Source organism: Ferruginibacter sp. (genome assembly GCF_028288465.1).
GTDB lineage: Bacteria > Bacteroidota > Bacteroidia > Chitinophagales > Chitinophagaceae > Ferruginibacter.
The window spans coordinates 187,424-203,031 of the sequence record NZ_JAQBNR010000019.1 but is presented as its reverse complement, the minus strand read 5'-3'; the positions used below and the strand labels follow the sequence as shown (position 1 = coordinate 203,031).

Annotated in this window: 12 protein-coding genes; 8 read left to right on the top strand and 4 right to left on the bottom strand. The window is 39.4% G+C overall.

Going from position 1 to position 15,608, the window contains the following annotated elements; all coding sequences use genetic code 11:
* Positions 1–44 precede the first annotated feature (44 nt).
* Positions 45–1,085, top strand: a complete 1,041-nt coding sequence (locus JWR61_RS08910; RefSeq protein WP_301927486.1) for a patatin-like phospholipase family protein — start codon at positions 45–47, stop codon at positions 1,083–1,085.
* 29 nt (positions 1,086–1,114) lie between these two features.
* Here JWR61_RS08910 and JWR61_RS08905 read toward each other — a convergent pair whose 3' ends face one another.
* Positions 1,115–2,110, bottom strand: coding sequence for a hypothetical protein (locus tag JWR61_RS08905; RefSeq protein WP_301927485.1), 996 nt, complete (start codon positions 2,108–2,110; stop codon positions 1,115–1,117).
* Between the two features lie 246 nt (positions 2,111–2,356).
* Here JWR61_RS08905 and JWR61_RS08900 point away from each other — a divergent pair, with 246 nt between their 5' ends.
* From JWR61_RS08900 to JWR61_RS08890, 3 genes are all read left to right on the top strand, one after another.
* Positions 2,357–2,800 carry a hypothetical protein gene (locus JWR61_RS08900; RefSeq protein ID WP_301927484.1) on the top strand — a complete coding sequence of 148 codons (444 nt, stop codon included), beginning with the start codon at positions 2,357–2,359 and terminating at the stop codon, positions 2,798–2,800.
* Positions 2,801–3,356: 556 nt separating this feature from the next.
* On the top strand, positions 3,357–4,523 hold the full coding sequence (locus tag JWR61_RS08895; RefSeq protein WP_301927483.1) for a parallel beta-helix domain-containing protein: 1,167 nt from the start codon (positions 3,357–3,359) through the stop codon (positions 4,521–4,523).
* A gap of 75 nt (positions 4,524–4,598) precedes the next feature.
* The gene (locus tag JWR61_RS08890; protein ID WP_301927482.1) at positions 4,599–5,171 is read left to right on the top strand and encodes a hypothetical protein; all 573 of its coding nucleotides are present in this window, start codon (positions 4,599–4,601) and stop codon (positions 5,169–5,171) included.
* A 42-nt stretch (positions 5,172–5,213) separates the two neighbouring features.
* Here JWR61_RS08890 and JWR61_RS08885 read toward each other — a convergent pair whose 3' ends face one another.
* Positions 5,214–5,921 carry a DUF4197 domain-containing protein gene (locus tag JWR61_RS08885; protein ID WP_301927481.1) on the bottom strand — a complete coding sequence of 236 codons (708 nt, stop codon included), beginning with the start codon at positions 5,919–5,921 and terminating at the stop codon, positions 5,214–5,216.
* 149 nt (positions 5,922–6,070) lie between these two features.
* Here JWR61_RS08885 and lysS point away from each other — a divergent pair, with 149 nt between their 5' ends.
* A complete protein-coding gene (gene lysS / locus JWR61_RS08880; RefSeq protein WP_301927480.1) occupies positions 6,071–7,597 on the top strand; it encodes a lysine--tRNA ligase in 1,527 nt (508 codons plus the stop codon).
* Between the two features lie 161 nt (positions 7,598–7,758).
* Positions 7,759–9,906: a DPP IV N-terminal domain-containing protein gene (locus JWR61_RS08875; RefSeq protein WP_301927479.1), complete on the top strand. Its 2,148-nt coding sequence runs from the start codon at positions 7,759–7,761 to the stop codon at positions 9,904–9,906.
* Positions 9,907–9,945: 39 nt separating this feature from the next.
* On the opposite strand, the gene JWR61_RS08870 is transcribed toward JWR61_RS08875, so the two are convergent.
* Both JWR61_RS08870 and JWR61_RS08865 read right to left on the bottom strand, forming a co-directional pair.
* The gene (locus tag JWR61_RS08870; RefSeq protein ID WP_301927478.1) at positions 9,946–12,444 is read right to left on the bottom strand and encodes a DUF5916 domain-containing protein; all 2,499 of its coding nucleotides are present in this window, start codon (positions 12,442–12,444) and stop codon (positions 9,946–9,948) included.
* A gap of 223 nt (positions 12,445–12,667) precedes the next feature.
* Positions 12,668–13,546 carry an NAD(P)-dependent oxidoreductase gene (locus JWR61_RS08865; RefSeq protein WP_301927477.1) on the bottom strand — a complete coding sequence of 293 codons (879 nt, stop codon included), beginning with the start codon at positions 13,544–13,546 and terminating at the stop codon, positions 12,668–12,670.
* Between the two features lie 110 nt (positions 13,547–13,656).
* Here JWR61_RS08865 and JWR61_RS08860 point away from each other — a divergent pair, with 110 nt between their 5' ends.
* On the top strand, positions 13,657–14,286 hold the full coding sequence (locus JWR61_RS08860; protein ID WP_301927476.1) for a TetR/AcrR family transcriptional regulator: 630 nt from the start codon (positions 13,657–13,659) through the stop codon (positions 14,284–14,286).
* Positions 14,276–15,595 carry a TolC family protein gene (locus JWR61_RS08855; protein WP_301927475.1) on the top strand — a complete coding sequence of 440 codons (1,320 nt, stop codon included), beginning with the start codon at positions 14,276–14,278 and terminating at the stop codon, positions 15,593–15,595. The genes JWR61_RS08860 and JWR61_RS08855 overlap by 11 nt, the downstream gene beginning before the upstream one ends.
* Positions 15,596–15,608 lie beyond the last annotated feature (13 nt).

The following is a 15,608-nucleotide window of genomic DNA, read 5'->3' as shown; positions in this document are numbered from 1 at the left end:
AGTATTTAACTTTTTCAACCCATGCTATTTTTTATTTTCACTGTATGAAGACACTTCTTCTCGCCTTGGTGTTTCCCTGCATCGGCCTGGCCCAGCAACAATACCCATACAAAAACCTGGTGCTGGAAGGCGGTGGTGTACGCGGATTGGCTTATGCAGGCGCATTTAAAGTGCTGGAGGAAAAACATATTTTACAACAAATAGATAAAGTAGCAGGCACATCCGCCGGAGCCATTGCCGGTGTTATGATCAGCGTTGGATACAGCGCCAAAGAAGTGGACAGCATCATGCGCTTTTTACCTGTTGAAAAATTCAACGACGGTAAAGGCGGCATCGTTGGTAAATACCGCAGGGTAAGAAACAAATATGGCCTGTATAAAGGACATAAATTTGAGTTGTGGGTACAACAACTGATTCAATTTAAAACAGGCAATAGTAATCTTACTTTTGCCCAGTTACATGCACTTCACCTGCAAAATAATCTTTACAAAGATTTTTATTGTACCGGTACTAATTTAAGCAAACAGCAGCTGGATATTTTTTCCTACGAGCATACACCTGATATGCCCATCGCAATTGCAGTAAGAATCAGCGGCGCCATACCCATGTATTTTGAGCCCGTTATCTTGGATGACCAGTATCAGAAAATTGACGAAGCCGATACCATTTCTTTTAAAAACTATTATGTAGATGGCGGCATGCTTGCCAATTACCCTATCAGTATTTTTGACAGCAGCGAAAACAATTTAAACCCGTTGCAATCAGATAAACTCTCTTTTAACCCGCAAACACTGGGCATTAAACTGGAGCGCCCTGCACAAATTGATTCACTCAAAAGAAATAGCAGTGGTATTCCTCCATATAAGATTCGCTCTTTCAAAGAATACATTCATGCCTTTAATAACCTTATTATAGAAACGTTGAACCAAAAGTATCCCGACAGGGAAAATGAAAAAAACAGAACGATATATGTGAGTTACGGAACGCTCAGCGCAAGAATCCGCAAAATGAAACCGGCAGAAAAGGAAATGCTTTTCAATAACGGTATGCAGGCAACGGTTGATTTTTTAGAGGCGCACAATTGATTAAAACAAACGCGTAATTTTCGTATTTTTTATTGAAGATTTTTTTTACACTCATAAATTTTTCCCCGAAGCGTGTTAAAAAACATGCTGCGTTCTTTCTCGCCTATCACACTGATATGGGAAGATTTCCTGATAATATTGTGGATATTTTTAGAGGTATAATCGCAAAAGCTTTTATCCTGTGTGCCAATAAAATTAAGGCCATTATGGTTTAGAAAAGTAATCTGCCTTTCCCCGGCTTTTACAAAAATGGTATTGTCGCCAATCAGACATTCGTTGATGTAGACATCATAAGGTGCACTGGCAGGGGAAAGGGATTGATTGTACAAAAACTTCTTTCCGGTTTCCGCCTGCAGCTCTATGTGGTTTAGCAATTCTTCCAATTGCAAATATACCTTTAGCAGTATGTGCTTGCTGGCAAAAATATTCGACTGCCGGTACCATTCAATCTGTCTGATAGTAACATGGACACTTTCCTCGTTCCATATTTCGGTTGAGGGAATTTCTGTATAGTGTTCAATAATTTTTTTCGCTGTTTCCAAAATATCAATGCTGGATTCTTCTCCTGTAAACTGCTGTTTCGCCAGTTCAGGATAACCAATCAATGTGCGTTTCCAGAAGAAAAATTTAAACGCACTCAATTCAGGATATTGCATATAGTGAAAAACCGGAACGTCTTTATTATAGTAAAAAATCTGAGGCTGCTCCATCTTTTTAAACAATTCCAGGTTGTTGCATATATCTTGCAGGTATTGATAAAGGCCAAAATTGGTATCAAATTTATTACCCGAAAAAATAACTGTGTTCGATTGTATCTGCAATAACTGATCTAGAGAAATTTGGTATTTATTGCACAACATCTGTACTTCATCCAGCCCGATCGGTTTCTCTCCCCTTATGCGTCTGTAGGCACTGTCATTGCTGATGTTTAGTAATTCTGCAACCTCATCCACAAAAGATAAATGCAGTGGTAATTTGGATTTAATGTGGTTGAAAAATAATTGCTGGGTTTGGTTGCTGTCCATGGCTTGTGTATTAAAAATATTTTAGGAATTGCTGCATGTGAAGCCGTGTATTATTGGCAAAAAATACTAAATAGGAATAATGCCTTTTAAATATAGTAAATTTTACTGCTATCGTCTACCAACCTGTGGCAGAAAATTATTATTTACTAAACCAATTGCTTTCAAACGATTTCTCCATTTTAAATATGCCACCACCAAAAGTAGTTTTACTAAACAAAATCATTGATAACCATAAAACCTTCAGTCATGAAAAAATTATTATTAGCATTACTGGTGTTAGCAGTAACAACTTTTAGCAGTGTGGCGCAAACAACAAAATCATCAGCGCATGGAAAATTTAATATTGGTGCGGATATAGCGGTACCAACCGGTATTGCAAGCATGGTATACAATGCCGCAATAGGTGGCTCTGTTAAATACGAGGTGCCGGCAGCAACTGATCTCTATTTTACTTTGTCCGCCGGTTATGAAGCTTTCCTTGTAAAAAGTGAATTTAAGTTTCCGGGATCGAAATCTTCTGAAGGTTATGTTCCATTAAAAGCAGGGCTTAAATATTATTTTAAGAATGGATTTTTTGGAGAAGCACAGGCAGGAGCTTCCATATATACCGGAAGTGACGGCTTTACATCATTTGTCTACTCCCCGGGTATTGGCTATTCTTTTGTCGGTGGCTTTGAGGCTGGTGGATGATATGAAGCCTGGGTAAAGAGTGGTACATTGGGGCAGGTGGCATTGCGTTTGGCGTTTAGGTTTTAATAAAAAGAATAAATGCTAACCCATGTTTTATATTCTGCCTTTTGCATTTTTACAAAACAAGCTTGTACTTTAACAACAGTTATCTTTCAGAATACCAGCTTCTGTACTCCTTGATTATTTACTGCCACATTTTTATTTTATTAAAATCTAAAACTAATAAAATAAAAAAGATCTTCTCTCTACTTACTTATATCCCGGGATTATTAATCTAAACTGTAAAAATATTTACATACAGTCTTCCTTTTCAGAATTTCAATATCCTTTGTCTTATTAGTGCTCTTCCGTAGCTGAATTAAAAGGCAATAAAATAGTGAAAAATATTTTAGCTATTGCAATATAGATACATGTATTGCAGAAATTTAAATCTTTTACCCAGGTTTAAATTATCCGGCATTCCAACAGCCACCCGACTGACTTCTTTGTAGAAATGGTTTTGTTTCTAAGTCCAAAGGCATTAATTAATTATTCAATAAATTTAAACGGAGTTAAAATGAAAAATTTTCAATCAAAAAACAGAGTAACTTTTATTAAACAGCAATTGTATTTTGTGGTTATTGTTATCACAATTTCTGTTGCCGGTTGTAAAAAAGAACTGGTATCACCAAGTAGTGAAAACCAGCTAATATCAGCTGAAAAATCCGATAACGGGCATCCTCACATTGTAGTAAAAACCGGCGCTTCCATACAGGCGGCAATAGATACAGCCAATTCCGGTACCATCATCTTTATTCAATCAGGTACGTACAGCGAAGCCATTCACGTAGATAAAGCGGGTATACAACTTATCGGTATGGAAGAAGACGGCAAGGAAATCATATTACAAAACCCTGGTGACGAAGAAAATGGCATTGAAGTTACCGCAACGGGAATCGGCTTTGTTTTAAAAAATCTAACCGTACAAAATTTTGAAGAAAATGGCGTTCTGCTAACAGGCGTTGATAATTTTATTTTGGATCATGTAAAAGCGGTTAATAACAAAGAATATGGATTGTTTCCCATTTTTTGTCACAATGGTGTTATCAGCAATTGTTCAGCAACCGGCAGTTCTGATACAGGTATCTATGTGGGACAGTCAAGCGATATCGACGTAGAGCACAACACTGCTTTCGCAAATGTTAGCGGATTCGAAATTGAAAATTGTACCAATGTAAATGCTTCTTTCAATGAGTCGTATGACAATGCCGGCGGTTTGCTCGTATTTCTGCTGCCAGGACTTAAGGTAAAAACCGCCACAAATATTTCGGTAATAAAAAATTATATTCATGATAATAACAGGGTAAATTTTTCTAACCCTGAAGGAGGCTTTGAATTTTTTCTACCAACCGGTTCAGGTATACTGGTTGTCGGCGCCGATAATACTACTATAGAAAAAAACACCATCAGCCACAATAATTTTGTAGGTATTGCAACAGTGAGTACTTTAATTATTGGCAGTCTTGCCGGTTTACCTCCTGAAGCTTTTGCAGATATTGAACCCAACCCTGATGGGGCAAAGATTATTGAAAACACACTGACTCAAAATGGTTCCGCAGCACCTCCGGGATTACCGTTACCTGCTGCAGATATTTTGTGGGATGGATCTGGTACCAATAATTGCTGGAGCAGAAATGTATTCACAACTTCTTATCCATCGGTACTACCGGTTTGCAATCAATAAAAAAATGGCGGGTTACAAAAATGATAACAACCTTCCAACTCATTGAGCTATTCATTTAACTTTTAAATACTTTTTATGTTTTACTACACTAAACTAAATGGCGGTATTTCAGTGGCGTTTGTTACAATAATATTGCTTACTGCCTGCCAAAATTATTACAAAGCAAGTCAGGTTCATTTAGCTGCCCCAACCAACAGGAGTACTGTAATTGATAGCCTTAAACAATCTGAAAGGTATTTCATTTTGCGAAGTGGCAATGACGCTTTTTACATGAAGAACCCAATGCTGAATGCTGATCAAAAAACGATGGCCTGTATATTGGATTCAGTACCTTTTTATCACCAGTTACTGTTGATAAATGGAACAAATAAAAATAAAAAATACAAGAAAGGCGACCCGTTGAATTCTATGGTATTAAACGAAGCGCATTTTTATATATCCCAGGATAATGGTGCGGCACTGGGAACCTATACACTTCAGTTAGACAGTATTCAAAAAATAGAAGTAATTGAGAAAGATAAAAAACGTACAACAGGAAGTTATGTACTCGGTCGCGTTATTTTAACCGTTGGTATAGTAGGCATAGTTGCGATTATTGCTGGTGCTGCTAGTACCAACTGGGTTTCGGGTGTATGGGGGCCATTTTAGGGAGATTACCACTAAAAGAAAATATTAAAGTTAGCAGAAAAATTATTTGCTCTGTCCGCCAAATACTTTTCTTAAAATGTCTGTTGTTCGTGCAGCAAAATTTGTTCTGATATTTTTTTCTTCCAGCGCCACCTGGTCAAATAAAGCGTTGGTTGCTTTTTGTGTAACATAACCCGCCAGGTCCGGATTTATTTTGGTAAACGTGGTTGGAAAACTATTGTACTTGTTTACAATGTCGCCATAATATTTGGTGGCCTCCACTTTATCAAGAGATGATTTTATTACAGGCATGAATGCAGCCATTAATTGCGCTGTAGTTTTTTCCCTGAAAAAGTGGGTAGCACTTGTGTCGCCATTTTTTACGAGGCCGATGGCATCCGTCAGCGTCATATTTTTGATAGCATCAACAAAAATAGGTTTGGCGTATCCTGCAGCATCTTCAGCGCCGCGGTTGATCTGTAAAATGGCTTTGTCTACCATACTTCCCAGGCCAACTGTGCGCAGCGCATTTTCTATCTTCTTTGCATCTGGCGGCAGCAGCACTTTGTATACCGCATCTTTGTAAAAACCGTCCTCCTTATTTAATTGTAAAACTGCCTTTGCCAATCCCTGGCTTAAAGCTTCTTTAATTCCGGTGGCAGCCTCGCTTTCTGTAACTCCTCCTACCCCTGCAGCCTGTGGCAATTGCTGCAAAACGTCGCAACCGCAAAATGTAAATGCAATCGTTAATAACAAAACAAGTTGTTTCATAGATAAGTTTTTATAAGACAAATATAGACAAGTATCCTGCCATTATCGGGCAGGCCGCAATGTAAGTGGACAAATCAGTTTCATGCGGTATCTTCGCAAGATTATAGCGTGATTACCAATATTTAAAAATATTCAACTATTATTATTTCATGAGCATTGCACATTTGTCAGAACAGGAAGTTATCAGAAGGGAAAAATTAGCTACCTTAACAAGCATGGGCATCGACGCTTATCCTGCGGCATTGTACCCGGTAAATACCACCTCGGTTTTTATAAAAGAAAATTTTAAGGGAGAAGAAAATAAAGATCAGTTTGCTGATGTATGCATCGCCGGCAGAATAATGAGTGTTCGGGATATGGGAAAGGCCAATTTTGCTGTGTTGCAGGATGCTGTTGGTAAAATTCAGTTCTATATCAAGCAGGATGATATTTGCCCGGGCGAAGATAAAAGCCTGTACCAAACTGTTTGGAAAAAATTAATTGATATAGGTGATATTATTGGTATTAAAGGGTATGTATTCATCACAAAAACCGGCGAAACTTCTATACACGTAAAAGAATTCTCCATTCTTACAAAATCTTTGCGGCCACTCCCAATCGTTAAAGAAAAAGACGGAGAAGCTTTTGATGAAGTCACCGATCCGGAATTCAGGTACCGCCAGCGGTATGCTGATTTGATTGTAAACCCCGCCGTGAAAGAAACATTCATCAAACGCACTAAAATGATGAATGCCATCCGTGAATTTTTAAACGACCGGGGTGCTTTGGAAGTGGATACACCCGTATTGCAATCCATCCCCGGCGGCGCTGCTGCAAGACCTTTTACTACGCACCACAATGCACTGGATGTGCCTATGTACATGCGTATAGCTAATGAATTGTATTTAAAAAGATTGATTGTTGGCGGCTTTGAATGGGTGTACGAATTCAGCCGCAACTTTCGCAATGAAGGAATGGACAGAACCCATAACCCGGAATTTACTGTGCTTGAATTTTATGTAGCCTATAAGGATTACGAATGGATGATGGAAACTACCGAGCAACTGCTGGAAAAGGCGGCACTGGCCACCAACGGCAATTCAAAAGTAACAGTGGGTGATAAAGAGATTGATTTTAAAGCGCCTTATAAAAGAATCACCATGTATGATTCTATCAAAGAATTTACAGGTTTTGATATCAGTGAAATGGATGAAGAAGGTATACGTACTGTGTGCCAGCAATTGGGCATACATGCAGATGCCAAATGGGGCAAGGGCAAACTGATTGATGAAATTTTTGGCAGCAAATGCGAAGGCAATTACATACAACCCACTTTTATTACAGACTATCCGGTTGAGATGAGCCCGCTTACAAAAAAGCATCGCAGCAAAACCGGCCTGGTAGAGCGTTTTGAGCTGATGTGCAACGGCAAAGAAATTGCCAACGCTTACAGCGAGCTGAACGACCCGCTGGAACAAAGAGCCCGTTTTGAAGAACAAACCAAACTGATGGAACGTGGCGATGATGAAGCCATGTTTATTGACTATGATTTTTTACGTGCGTTGGAATATGGTATGCCACCCACGAGTGGTATTGGTTTTGGCATTGACAGAATTGCGATGTTGCTGACCAACCAGCATTCAATACAGGATGTGTTATTTTTCCCGATGATGCGCCCGGAAAATTTTGAACAATAATAATTTATCGGCGATAGTAATAACGACCAATCAAAAATTTGATTGGTCGTTTTGTTTGCAGACACATCATCAAATAAAACTGCATGTTCCATTCATCAACCTCACTTTTCCATCTCCTTCAAAAAAACTATCTTGTCTGCCAAATTTTAAAAAGGTAAACTATGCTACTCTTTGTAAAGAAATTAACTGCATTTGCTGCATTGGCGCTGGTGTCGCTGTGTACGATGGCTCAAAAAAAAGAGCTCACCGATGATCAGTATTTTAAAAATGATTTTAAGGGTATTATTCAACCTTTGCCGGTTATTAATAAATGGATAGATGATAGCCACGTTAGTATCACCAGGACAGGCAAAGAGTTTGTGCTGGATTGCAAGACAGGTATTGAAAAAGAAGCCGCGGCAACCGATGCAAAAAGCGATGTGGCAAAGTTCGGTGCTTATCTTAAAAGCGGTAATATTTTTGTAAAAGTAAATGGTGTTGAAACACAGCTTACCAGTGATACGACAAAAAAAATAAATCCCATCATCAGCCCAGATAATAATTATGTTGCTTTTACAAGATACAATGATTTGTACACCATCAATATTGCCACAAAAAAAGAAAACCGTTTAACAACAGATGGCAGCGATGTTATTTTAAATGGATATGCCAGCTGGGTGTATACGGAAGAAATTTTAGGAAGGGCAAGTCTGTACCGTACTTTTTGGTGGAGTCCTGACAGCAAACACCTTGCATTTTTCCGAACAGATGATTCGCCCGTTCCGGTATATACCATTACGGATGGCAACGGCCAGCATGGCTATGTGGAGAAGGAGCGCTACCCCAAAGTGGGCGATACCAATCCGCAGGTAAAAATTGGCCTTGTGACGCCGGAAGGTGGCAACATTGTCTTCGCTGATTTTAATGATAAAGATGACCAGTATTTCGGAGCACCTTACTGGACGCCTGATGGAAGTGCCTTATGGGTGCAATGGATAAACAGGGGACAGAATAATTTAAAGATCTGGAGCGTAAATCCAGCCACAGGTGATAAAAAAGAAATCTATGATGAAAAACAAAAAACATGGATACAGCTGGAGGATGGCTACGAAAGGTTGCATTTTTTAAGCAGTGGTAAAAATGTTATTTTAGAAAGTGACCAAACAGGATGGAATCATTTGTACCTGTACGACATGACCGGGAAATTAATTAACCCAATCACTTCAGGAAAATTTACGGTATTGAATCTTACCAAAATAGATGAAAAAAAAGGGATAGTTTATTTTACTGCGAGAAGCAGGGAAAATACCGCCCGCATTGACTTTTACTGCATTGGTTTGAATGGTAAAAATCTGTTGCGTTTAACTTCCGGAGACTACAATAATACCAACATCAATCTTTCACCAAACGGCAGTTATTTTATAACAACCTCTTCCAACTCCGGCACGCCAACCAAATTAACACTGGTTAATAACAAGGGGAAAATAATTAAAGAAATCGGCGATTCAAAAGCGGCAGAATTTGCAACTTATAACCTGGCTACAACTGAATTGCTCAGGATAAAAAGTGATGACGGTTTATATGATCTTCCAATGAAAGTAACCTGGCCGGTGAACATGGATAAGAGTAAAAAGTACCCGGTATTGATTTCTATTTACGGAGGTCCTAATGCAGGCAGCTGCTGGGATAGCTGGGGCTTAAATGGCAACCAGCAGTTTTATGCCAAAGAAGGTTTGATACAGGTTGTGATGGACCATCGTGCCAGCGGGCACTTTGGCAAGGAAGGTGTAAACTACATGTACCGTAACCTTGGCTATTGGGAAATGAAAGATTACAGCACGATGGTAAAATGGCTGATTGCAAATGGCAGCGCAGACCCCACAAGAATTTGCATTACCGGGTTTAGTTACGGTGGCTACATGACCTGCTATGCTTTAACCTATGGCAGTGATGTATTTACGCATGGTATGGCTGGTGGCAGTGTGACCGACTGGAGTTTTTATGATACGCATTATACAGAACGTTACATGGATACACCGGCGGAAAATCCGGAAGGATATAAAACAAGTTCGGTGTTGAGTTATGTTGACAAATACAAGGGCATGTTACAAATTGTGCACGGTGTTATTGATGACAATGTACACATTCAAAACAGCATCAACCTCATCAGCAAATTACAGGATGCCAAAAAGGAATTTGAGTTTATGGAATACAGTGGCGGCCGGCATGGCTGGGGTGGTAATAAATGGCTCCATTACATGAATTTGAAAACGGAATTTATTTACAAATACCTGTTGGAAAAACCGGTAAATAAATTGATGTTGAAATAAGAAATTTTTATAAAAAGCTGCCCAAAAAAAGGCAGCTTTTTATTTCTTTTTGCGCAGCTGAAGGTAGTCGATATAGTACAACACTTTTACCGAAACGCTGTTGTTTTGTGGTGCTGCGATGGTATTGTTAAAATTTTTAAAGTACCCATTTACCACATCCCGCTCAAAAGTATTGATGCCGTTTTTCCATACCACGTTAAATTCGCTGCCTGGTGCAAAACGCCAGCTATATACCATATCAATGTTAAATGTATTATAGTTGTTATCGAAGTTGTGGTTATTACTGATATACTGTTTGATACCATTGTTGCCGGCAGGTATTGCATCAAGATTCCCTGACGCATTCAGCGTAAAAAATTCTTTATAAGTCACAGTGCCCATATAATGCCTTAGCCGCATGGTGATGTAACTTTTATTATTAAAGCTATACTTAAAATTCAAACGATTTTCAACTGTCATGCGGTTTCTGCGTCCAAACAATAATGTACTGTTATTATAAATGCCGTCAGCGCCGTTATCACTGTTACTTGTAGGGAAACCAATATTATTGCTGATGGGATCTAAATTGATGTAATGCGAGATGGAAATTTTGTTGTTGAAACGCATTATTTGTGTAAAGTCGAAATACCATTCGTGTTGATTAAAAAGATTGGTGTTTCCAAACATGGCAGTAACAACTACACTGTATCTTTTTGCATTATTGCTCTGTCCAAATGTGCCGATTGTAAAATAAGAAGGAGTTCGGAAAAACCTGCCGGCAACCCTGGGTTCGTAAAAATCATTTCCTTTTGGTGATGCGTTTGCAAACAACCCTATCCACCAAAGGTTTTTAAATTGCAGATTGGTATTGTAGTTAAACTTAACACTCTGAAAAGACCGCGGAACATACAACTGGTCGTAATTAAAATTAAAATTATTGAACCAGCGGTTATACCATTTAGTGGGCTTGGTAAAATAATAGCCAGCATAAATATATGTGTTGATATTATTGTTGTAGAACTGTATACCAAGGTCGTTGGGATTAAATTTATCATCTATCGCCTGCACCGTTGTTGAAAAAATAAAGCTACCGCTTACCTTACCAAAGCCCCCGCCATATTTATAGCCTGTACTTTTTGTATTGCTGAAAATGGTACTTGAATAGCCATTGCCATACAGATTCCATTTATTTTTTTTATCGTATAAATTAAACAGCAAGGCGGTTACGTTAGCGTCGTAATCTTTGCCATTGCGCAACACATTAGAGTTTACCAGGGTTACGGATGAATTATTTTTAAGGCTTTGATCAAGCACCAGGATATTGTAATTGGTGAGCGGATTGGTTTCAATTTTTTGTTTCTGGCCTTGGTCATTCTCTATAGTAGCATACATGGTTTCAGTGACGGCGTTAAAAAAGCCTATCCCTAATTTATTTTTATTGCGCCCTGAGATCTTGGTTGCGTTCAACAGCTTTGTTTCCGATGGATTATTAACGATATGCTGGGTACTATCCAGTTTTCCACTTACCTCGTGTAAATGAATTGGCGGAGCCCCGATACGCCTGCTATAAAACAAATTACCTTTGTTAAAGAGCTCCGTACCTTCTGTAAAAAAAGTCCTGTTCTCATTATACTTTACTTCAAACGGCGTCAGGTTCAATATATGGTTGTCACTCTGCGTTTGTCCAAAATCAGGCACCAGAGTGGCATCCAGCGTAAAGCTTTCGTTGATGCCGTACTTGATATCCATACCGCCATTAAATGCATTGGTGGTGTTTTTTACCCCTGCGGTATTGTAAGGATAGTTATTTACATAACTGGAAAAATAGGGTGAAAAAGATAACCTGACTGGCGGAGATATTTTATCAGGAATCGTTAAGAGTCCTTCCTGTGTAAGAAAACCGTTTACTTTAGGATCTATCGGGTTCCAGAATAATTGCTGACCGCTTTTGTTTCTTCTCCGCACAATATTTAAACCCCATGACTGTATATCTTTTTTGCTAAAACGCAAGGCTGAATAAGGGAGAAACATTTCAAAACTCCACCCATCCGGTTGCATTTTACAGGCACTTTGCCAAACACTGTTCCAGGAAAAATCTTCAGAGTTGCCGTTGTTATCCTGCGGTATTGCCTTGGCATCCATTTGTTCGCCGAGCGGCGTAACAAAATATTCAAAGCCGTTAATTTTATCAAGATAAGTGTCCAGCACAACACCTATAAAATCGTTGTTGCCAAAATTATCTCTGCCTATTAATTCAGTTGCAATGCTGTCTTTATTTTTTTCGTAACAGTATCCTCCAAAATAAACGCCCTGGTTATTATACAGAATATACATTTCAGTTCTGTTGGCAGAATCTTCTTTTCTAAAAGGGACAGGCCTTAACTCAATAAATTTGCCAACCACCGGAGCCGTCTTCCAGGCAGGCTCATTCAGCATTCCATCTATTTTAAAAACAGCATTCGTTTTAGTAGCAGTTATCTTTCTAATTTCTGTTTGAGCGCAGGCAAAAAAATGGCCTCCAAGCAATGCGATAAGCATCCCTGCAAATTTGGTCGTCATGGTAATTTTTTTTCGGTTGAGTGGCTTTAATTACAACAATTAAAGCGCTACGAAATTAGACGTACAACCCCGGCAGAAGGTTACCGCTTATCAAAATAAAATTGGGATTAGGATTTCTTTAACAGCATCTCACACCAAAAAGAAGGGGATACTTTCTATTACCTGCTTTAAAAAGCCTTGCAATTGTTAGATGCAAACTGATATATAAGTTCTAATTATTTTTTTACAGAAAAAGGTCAGTGTATAATTGTGCACCCGGCACAACGGAATATTTTTCCAAATCCGTTATACCTTCTTCTGCCAAAACAGCTTCATCAATAAAAGTATTGCCCGTACATTCTGCTGCCGGCTTTGATAAAATATACCAGGCCGCGTCGGCGATAATATCCACGGTACGGCTCATATTCATCAGCATTTGGCCACCCAGTAAATTGTTTACCGCGGCGGTAGCAATGGTTGTACGCGGCCACAAAGTGTTGGCAGCAATGTTGAACTGTTTTAATTCTGCTGCCAGTCCGAGGGCAATCATACTCATATCATATTTGCTGATGGTGTAAGCCAGGTGGTTGGCAAACCATTTCATATCCATATTGATGGGGGGAGACAAATTTAAAATATGCGCATTCGTACTTTTTTTCAAATGCGGAATACAGGCACGGCTTACCATAAACGTTCCCCTCACGTTGATATCGTACATTAAATCAAAACGTTTAGGGTCTGTTTGTTCCGTATTTGTAAGGTTGATGGCGCTGGCATTATTAACCAAAATATCAATACCGCCAAAATGTTCTACTGCTTTTTCTACCATCTGCTGCACCTGTTCTTCAAAGCGGATATCACATTGCACAGCAAGGGCCCTTCCACCTGCCGCTTCCATTTCTGCCGCGGCAGAATAAATAGTACCACCCAGTTTGGGATTTTCTTCCACACTTTTTGAGGCGATCACAATATTGGCTCCGTCTTTTACCAATCTAAGGCCAATGGCTTTTCCTATTCCCCGGCTGGCGCCGGTAATTACAACCGTTTTATTTGTAAATGGCATGGCGAATATTTTTTCAAATCTAATCAAAAAGCCGTTGCACAAACTGTTTGCGTAGTTCATTTGAACATTGTTTTTTGCCATCCGGGTAGTCGTTAACAATAAATTAATTAAACATTTGTTTGATTTTAATTAAACGTTTGTTTAACTTTGCATTTCAATTAGTCAATGGCATGGAATTTAATGACAAACAAATACAGATAATAGAAACCGCCGAGCGGCTTTTTGCGGAAAGAGGTTTCGATGGAACTTCTGTTCGCGACATAGCGGATGAAGCCGGTATCAATGTGGCGATGATCTCTTACTACTTCGGGTCCAAAGAAAAACTGATGGAAGCTTTGTTTGAATTAAGGGTGGGTTCAGTAAAACTAAGAATGGAAAATCTCATAAAAGACGACAGCCTTAGCCCCATTGAAAAAGTGAATATGCTGATTGATGAACACATTGAAAGAGTAATGCTAAAGCCCTGTTTTCAGAAAGTAATGCAGGGTGTGTTGGTGACCAATAAAAACCCGGCCATATTAAAAGCTGCCAACAATGTAAAACTACGCAGCATTGCGGTAGTGGCTGAACTGATAAAAGACGGGCAGAAAAAAGGCGTTTTTAAAAAGAAGATTGACGTGGTATTGATGCTGAACACCATGGTAGGCACCGCATCACAGAGCCTGATGAGCATGGAGTATTACAGGGAATTTAATAACCAGCAGGATCTACCTGATGAAGAATTTAAAAATATTTTCAAAAGAAGACTAAGCATACACATAAAAACTTTATTCAAAGTAATATTAACCAATGAAGCATAAACTAACAGCAGGATTGATCGTGTTGCTGTGCCTTGTAAATGTACAGGCATTACAGGCGCAGGACAGTACAAGAACAATTACCTTAAAAGAAGCAGTTGACCTGAGTGTAACTAACAGTCACCTGCTAAAAAACAACAAAGCAAAAATAAGTGAGGCTACGGCTGCTATCCAGGAAGCAAAAGAGCGGCTGCTACCCGATGTAAACGTGAGCGGCACCTATATGTACCTGCCAACTTCACCTAACATTCACCTGGCATCTGATACTTCCGGAAAGGGCTTTGGGGGACCGAAAGTTTCCCAGGTTGCATACGGCAGTTTGAATGTATCACTGCCACTTTATACCGGCGGTAAGTTAAAGTATGGTATCGAATCCGCTAAATACCTTCAGGAAGCCGCCAAACTGGATGCCGCTGACAATAAAGAAGCTGTGATTATTAATACCATCAACGCTTATAGCAATTTGTATAAATCACTCAAAGCTGTAACACTGGTTAAGGAAAACCTGGAACAATCTAACCAGCGGGTAAAGGATTTTACCAACCTGGAACAAAACGGGCTGATAGCAAGAAATGATCTTCTGAAAGTGAAACTGCAATCCTCCAACATTGAGTTAACACTGCTCGATGCGCAAAGCAACTATAAAATTGCCAGCGTAAATATGGCGCTGATGCTGGGATTACCGGAACAAACCCTGCTGGTGGCCGATTCGGCCAGCCTGCAACAACCCGGCGATGTAAAAAGCATTGAAGCATATGAACAGCTGGCGCTTCAGTCTCGTAATGATATCAGTGCCCTGGCCTTGCGCAAAAAATCGGCAGAATTGGGCATCAAATCGGCAAAAGCCGATTATTACCCCAACATTGCATTAACTACCGGGTACATTGCAGCCGACATCCCTAAATTTTTAACCGTCACCAATGCGGTAACGGTAGGGCTTGGCGTAAAATATTCGCTTTCTTCTTTATGGAAAACAAAATCAAAAATAGAACAGGCTGATGCAAGAATACAGCAGATTACCGCCAGCCAGGATATGCTGAATGATAACATCAGGTTACAGATAAACCAGGCCTACCAGGCTTATTTACTGAGCCGTAAAAAAATAGAAGTGTACCAGCAGGCGGTTGAACAGGCGGCCGAAAATTACCGCATCACAAAAAATAAATATGATAATGCGCTGGCCACCACTACTGATTTACTGGATGCGGATGTGGCGCAGTTGCAGTCGAAATTAAATGTAAGCAACGCGACAGCAGATGCTGTGGTGGCCTACAATAAATTATTACAAACAGCAGGCATTTTAAACAATTAATATCAACACCAAA

What these genes read in the sequence shown, in the direction of transcription:
- JWR61_RS08865 (WP_301927477.1), bottom strand. Translation starts at nt 13,546, where the DNA reads ATGAACTACGCAAACAGTTTGTGCAACGGCTTTTTGATTAGATTTGAA.
- JWR61_RS08895 (WP_301927483.1), top strand. Translation starts at nt 3,357, where the DNA reads ATGAAAAATTTTCAATCAAAAAACAGAGTAACTTTTATTAAACAGCAA.
- JWR61_RS08855 (WP_301927475.1), top strand. Translation starts at nt 14,276, where the DNA reads ATGAAGCATAAACTAACAGCAGGATTGATCGTGTTGCTGTGCCTTGTA.
- JWR61_RS08900 (WP_301927484.1), top strand. Translation starts at nt 2,357, where the DNA reads ATGAAAAAATTATTATTAGCATTACTGGTGTTAGCAGTAACAACTTTT.
- JWR61_RS08870 (WP_301927478.1), bottom strand. Translation starts at nt 12,444, where the DNA reads ATGACGACCAAATTTGCAGGGATGCTTATCGCATTGCTTGGAGGCCAT.
- lysS (WP_301927480.1), top strand. Translation starts at nt 6,071, where the DNA reads ATGAGCATTGCACATTTGTCAGAACAGGAAGTTATCAGAAGGGAAAAA.
- JWR61_RS08860 (WP_301927476.1), top strand. Translation starts at nt 13,657, where the DNA reads ATGGAATTTAATGACAAACAAATACAGATAATAGAAACCGCCGAGCGG.
- JWR61_RS08875 (WP_301927479.1), top strand. Translation starts at nt 7,759, where the DNA reads ATGCTACTCTTTGTAAAGAAATTAACTGCATTTGCTGCATTGGCGCTG.
- JWR61_RS08905 (WP_301927485.1), bottom strand. Translation starts at nt 2,110, where the DNA reads ATGGACAGCAACCAAACCCAGCAATTATTTTTCAACCACATTAAATCC.
- JWR61_RS08890 (WP_301927482.1), top strand. Translation starts at nt 4,599, where the DNA reads ATGTTTTACTACACTAAACTAAATGGCGGTATTTCAGTGGCGTTTGTT.
- JWR61_RS08885 (WP_301927481.1), bottom strand. Translation starts at nt 5,921, where the DNA reads ATGAAACAACTTGTTTTGTTATTAACGATTGCATTTACATTTTGCGGT.
- JWR61_RS08910 (WP_301927486.1), top strand. Translation starts at nt 45, where the DNA reads ATGAAGACACTTCTTCTCGCCTTGGTGTTTCCCTGCATCGGCCTGGCC.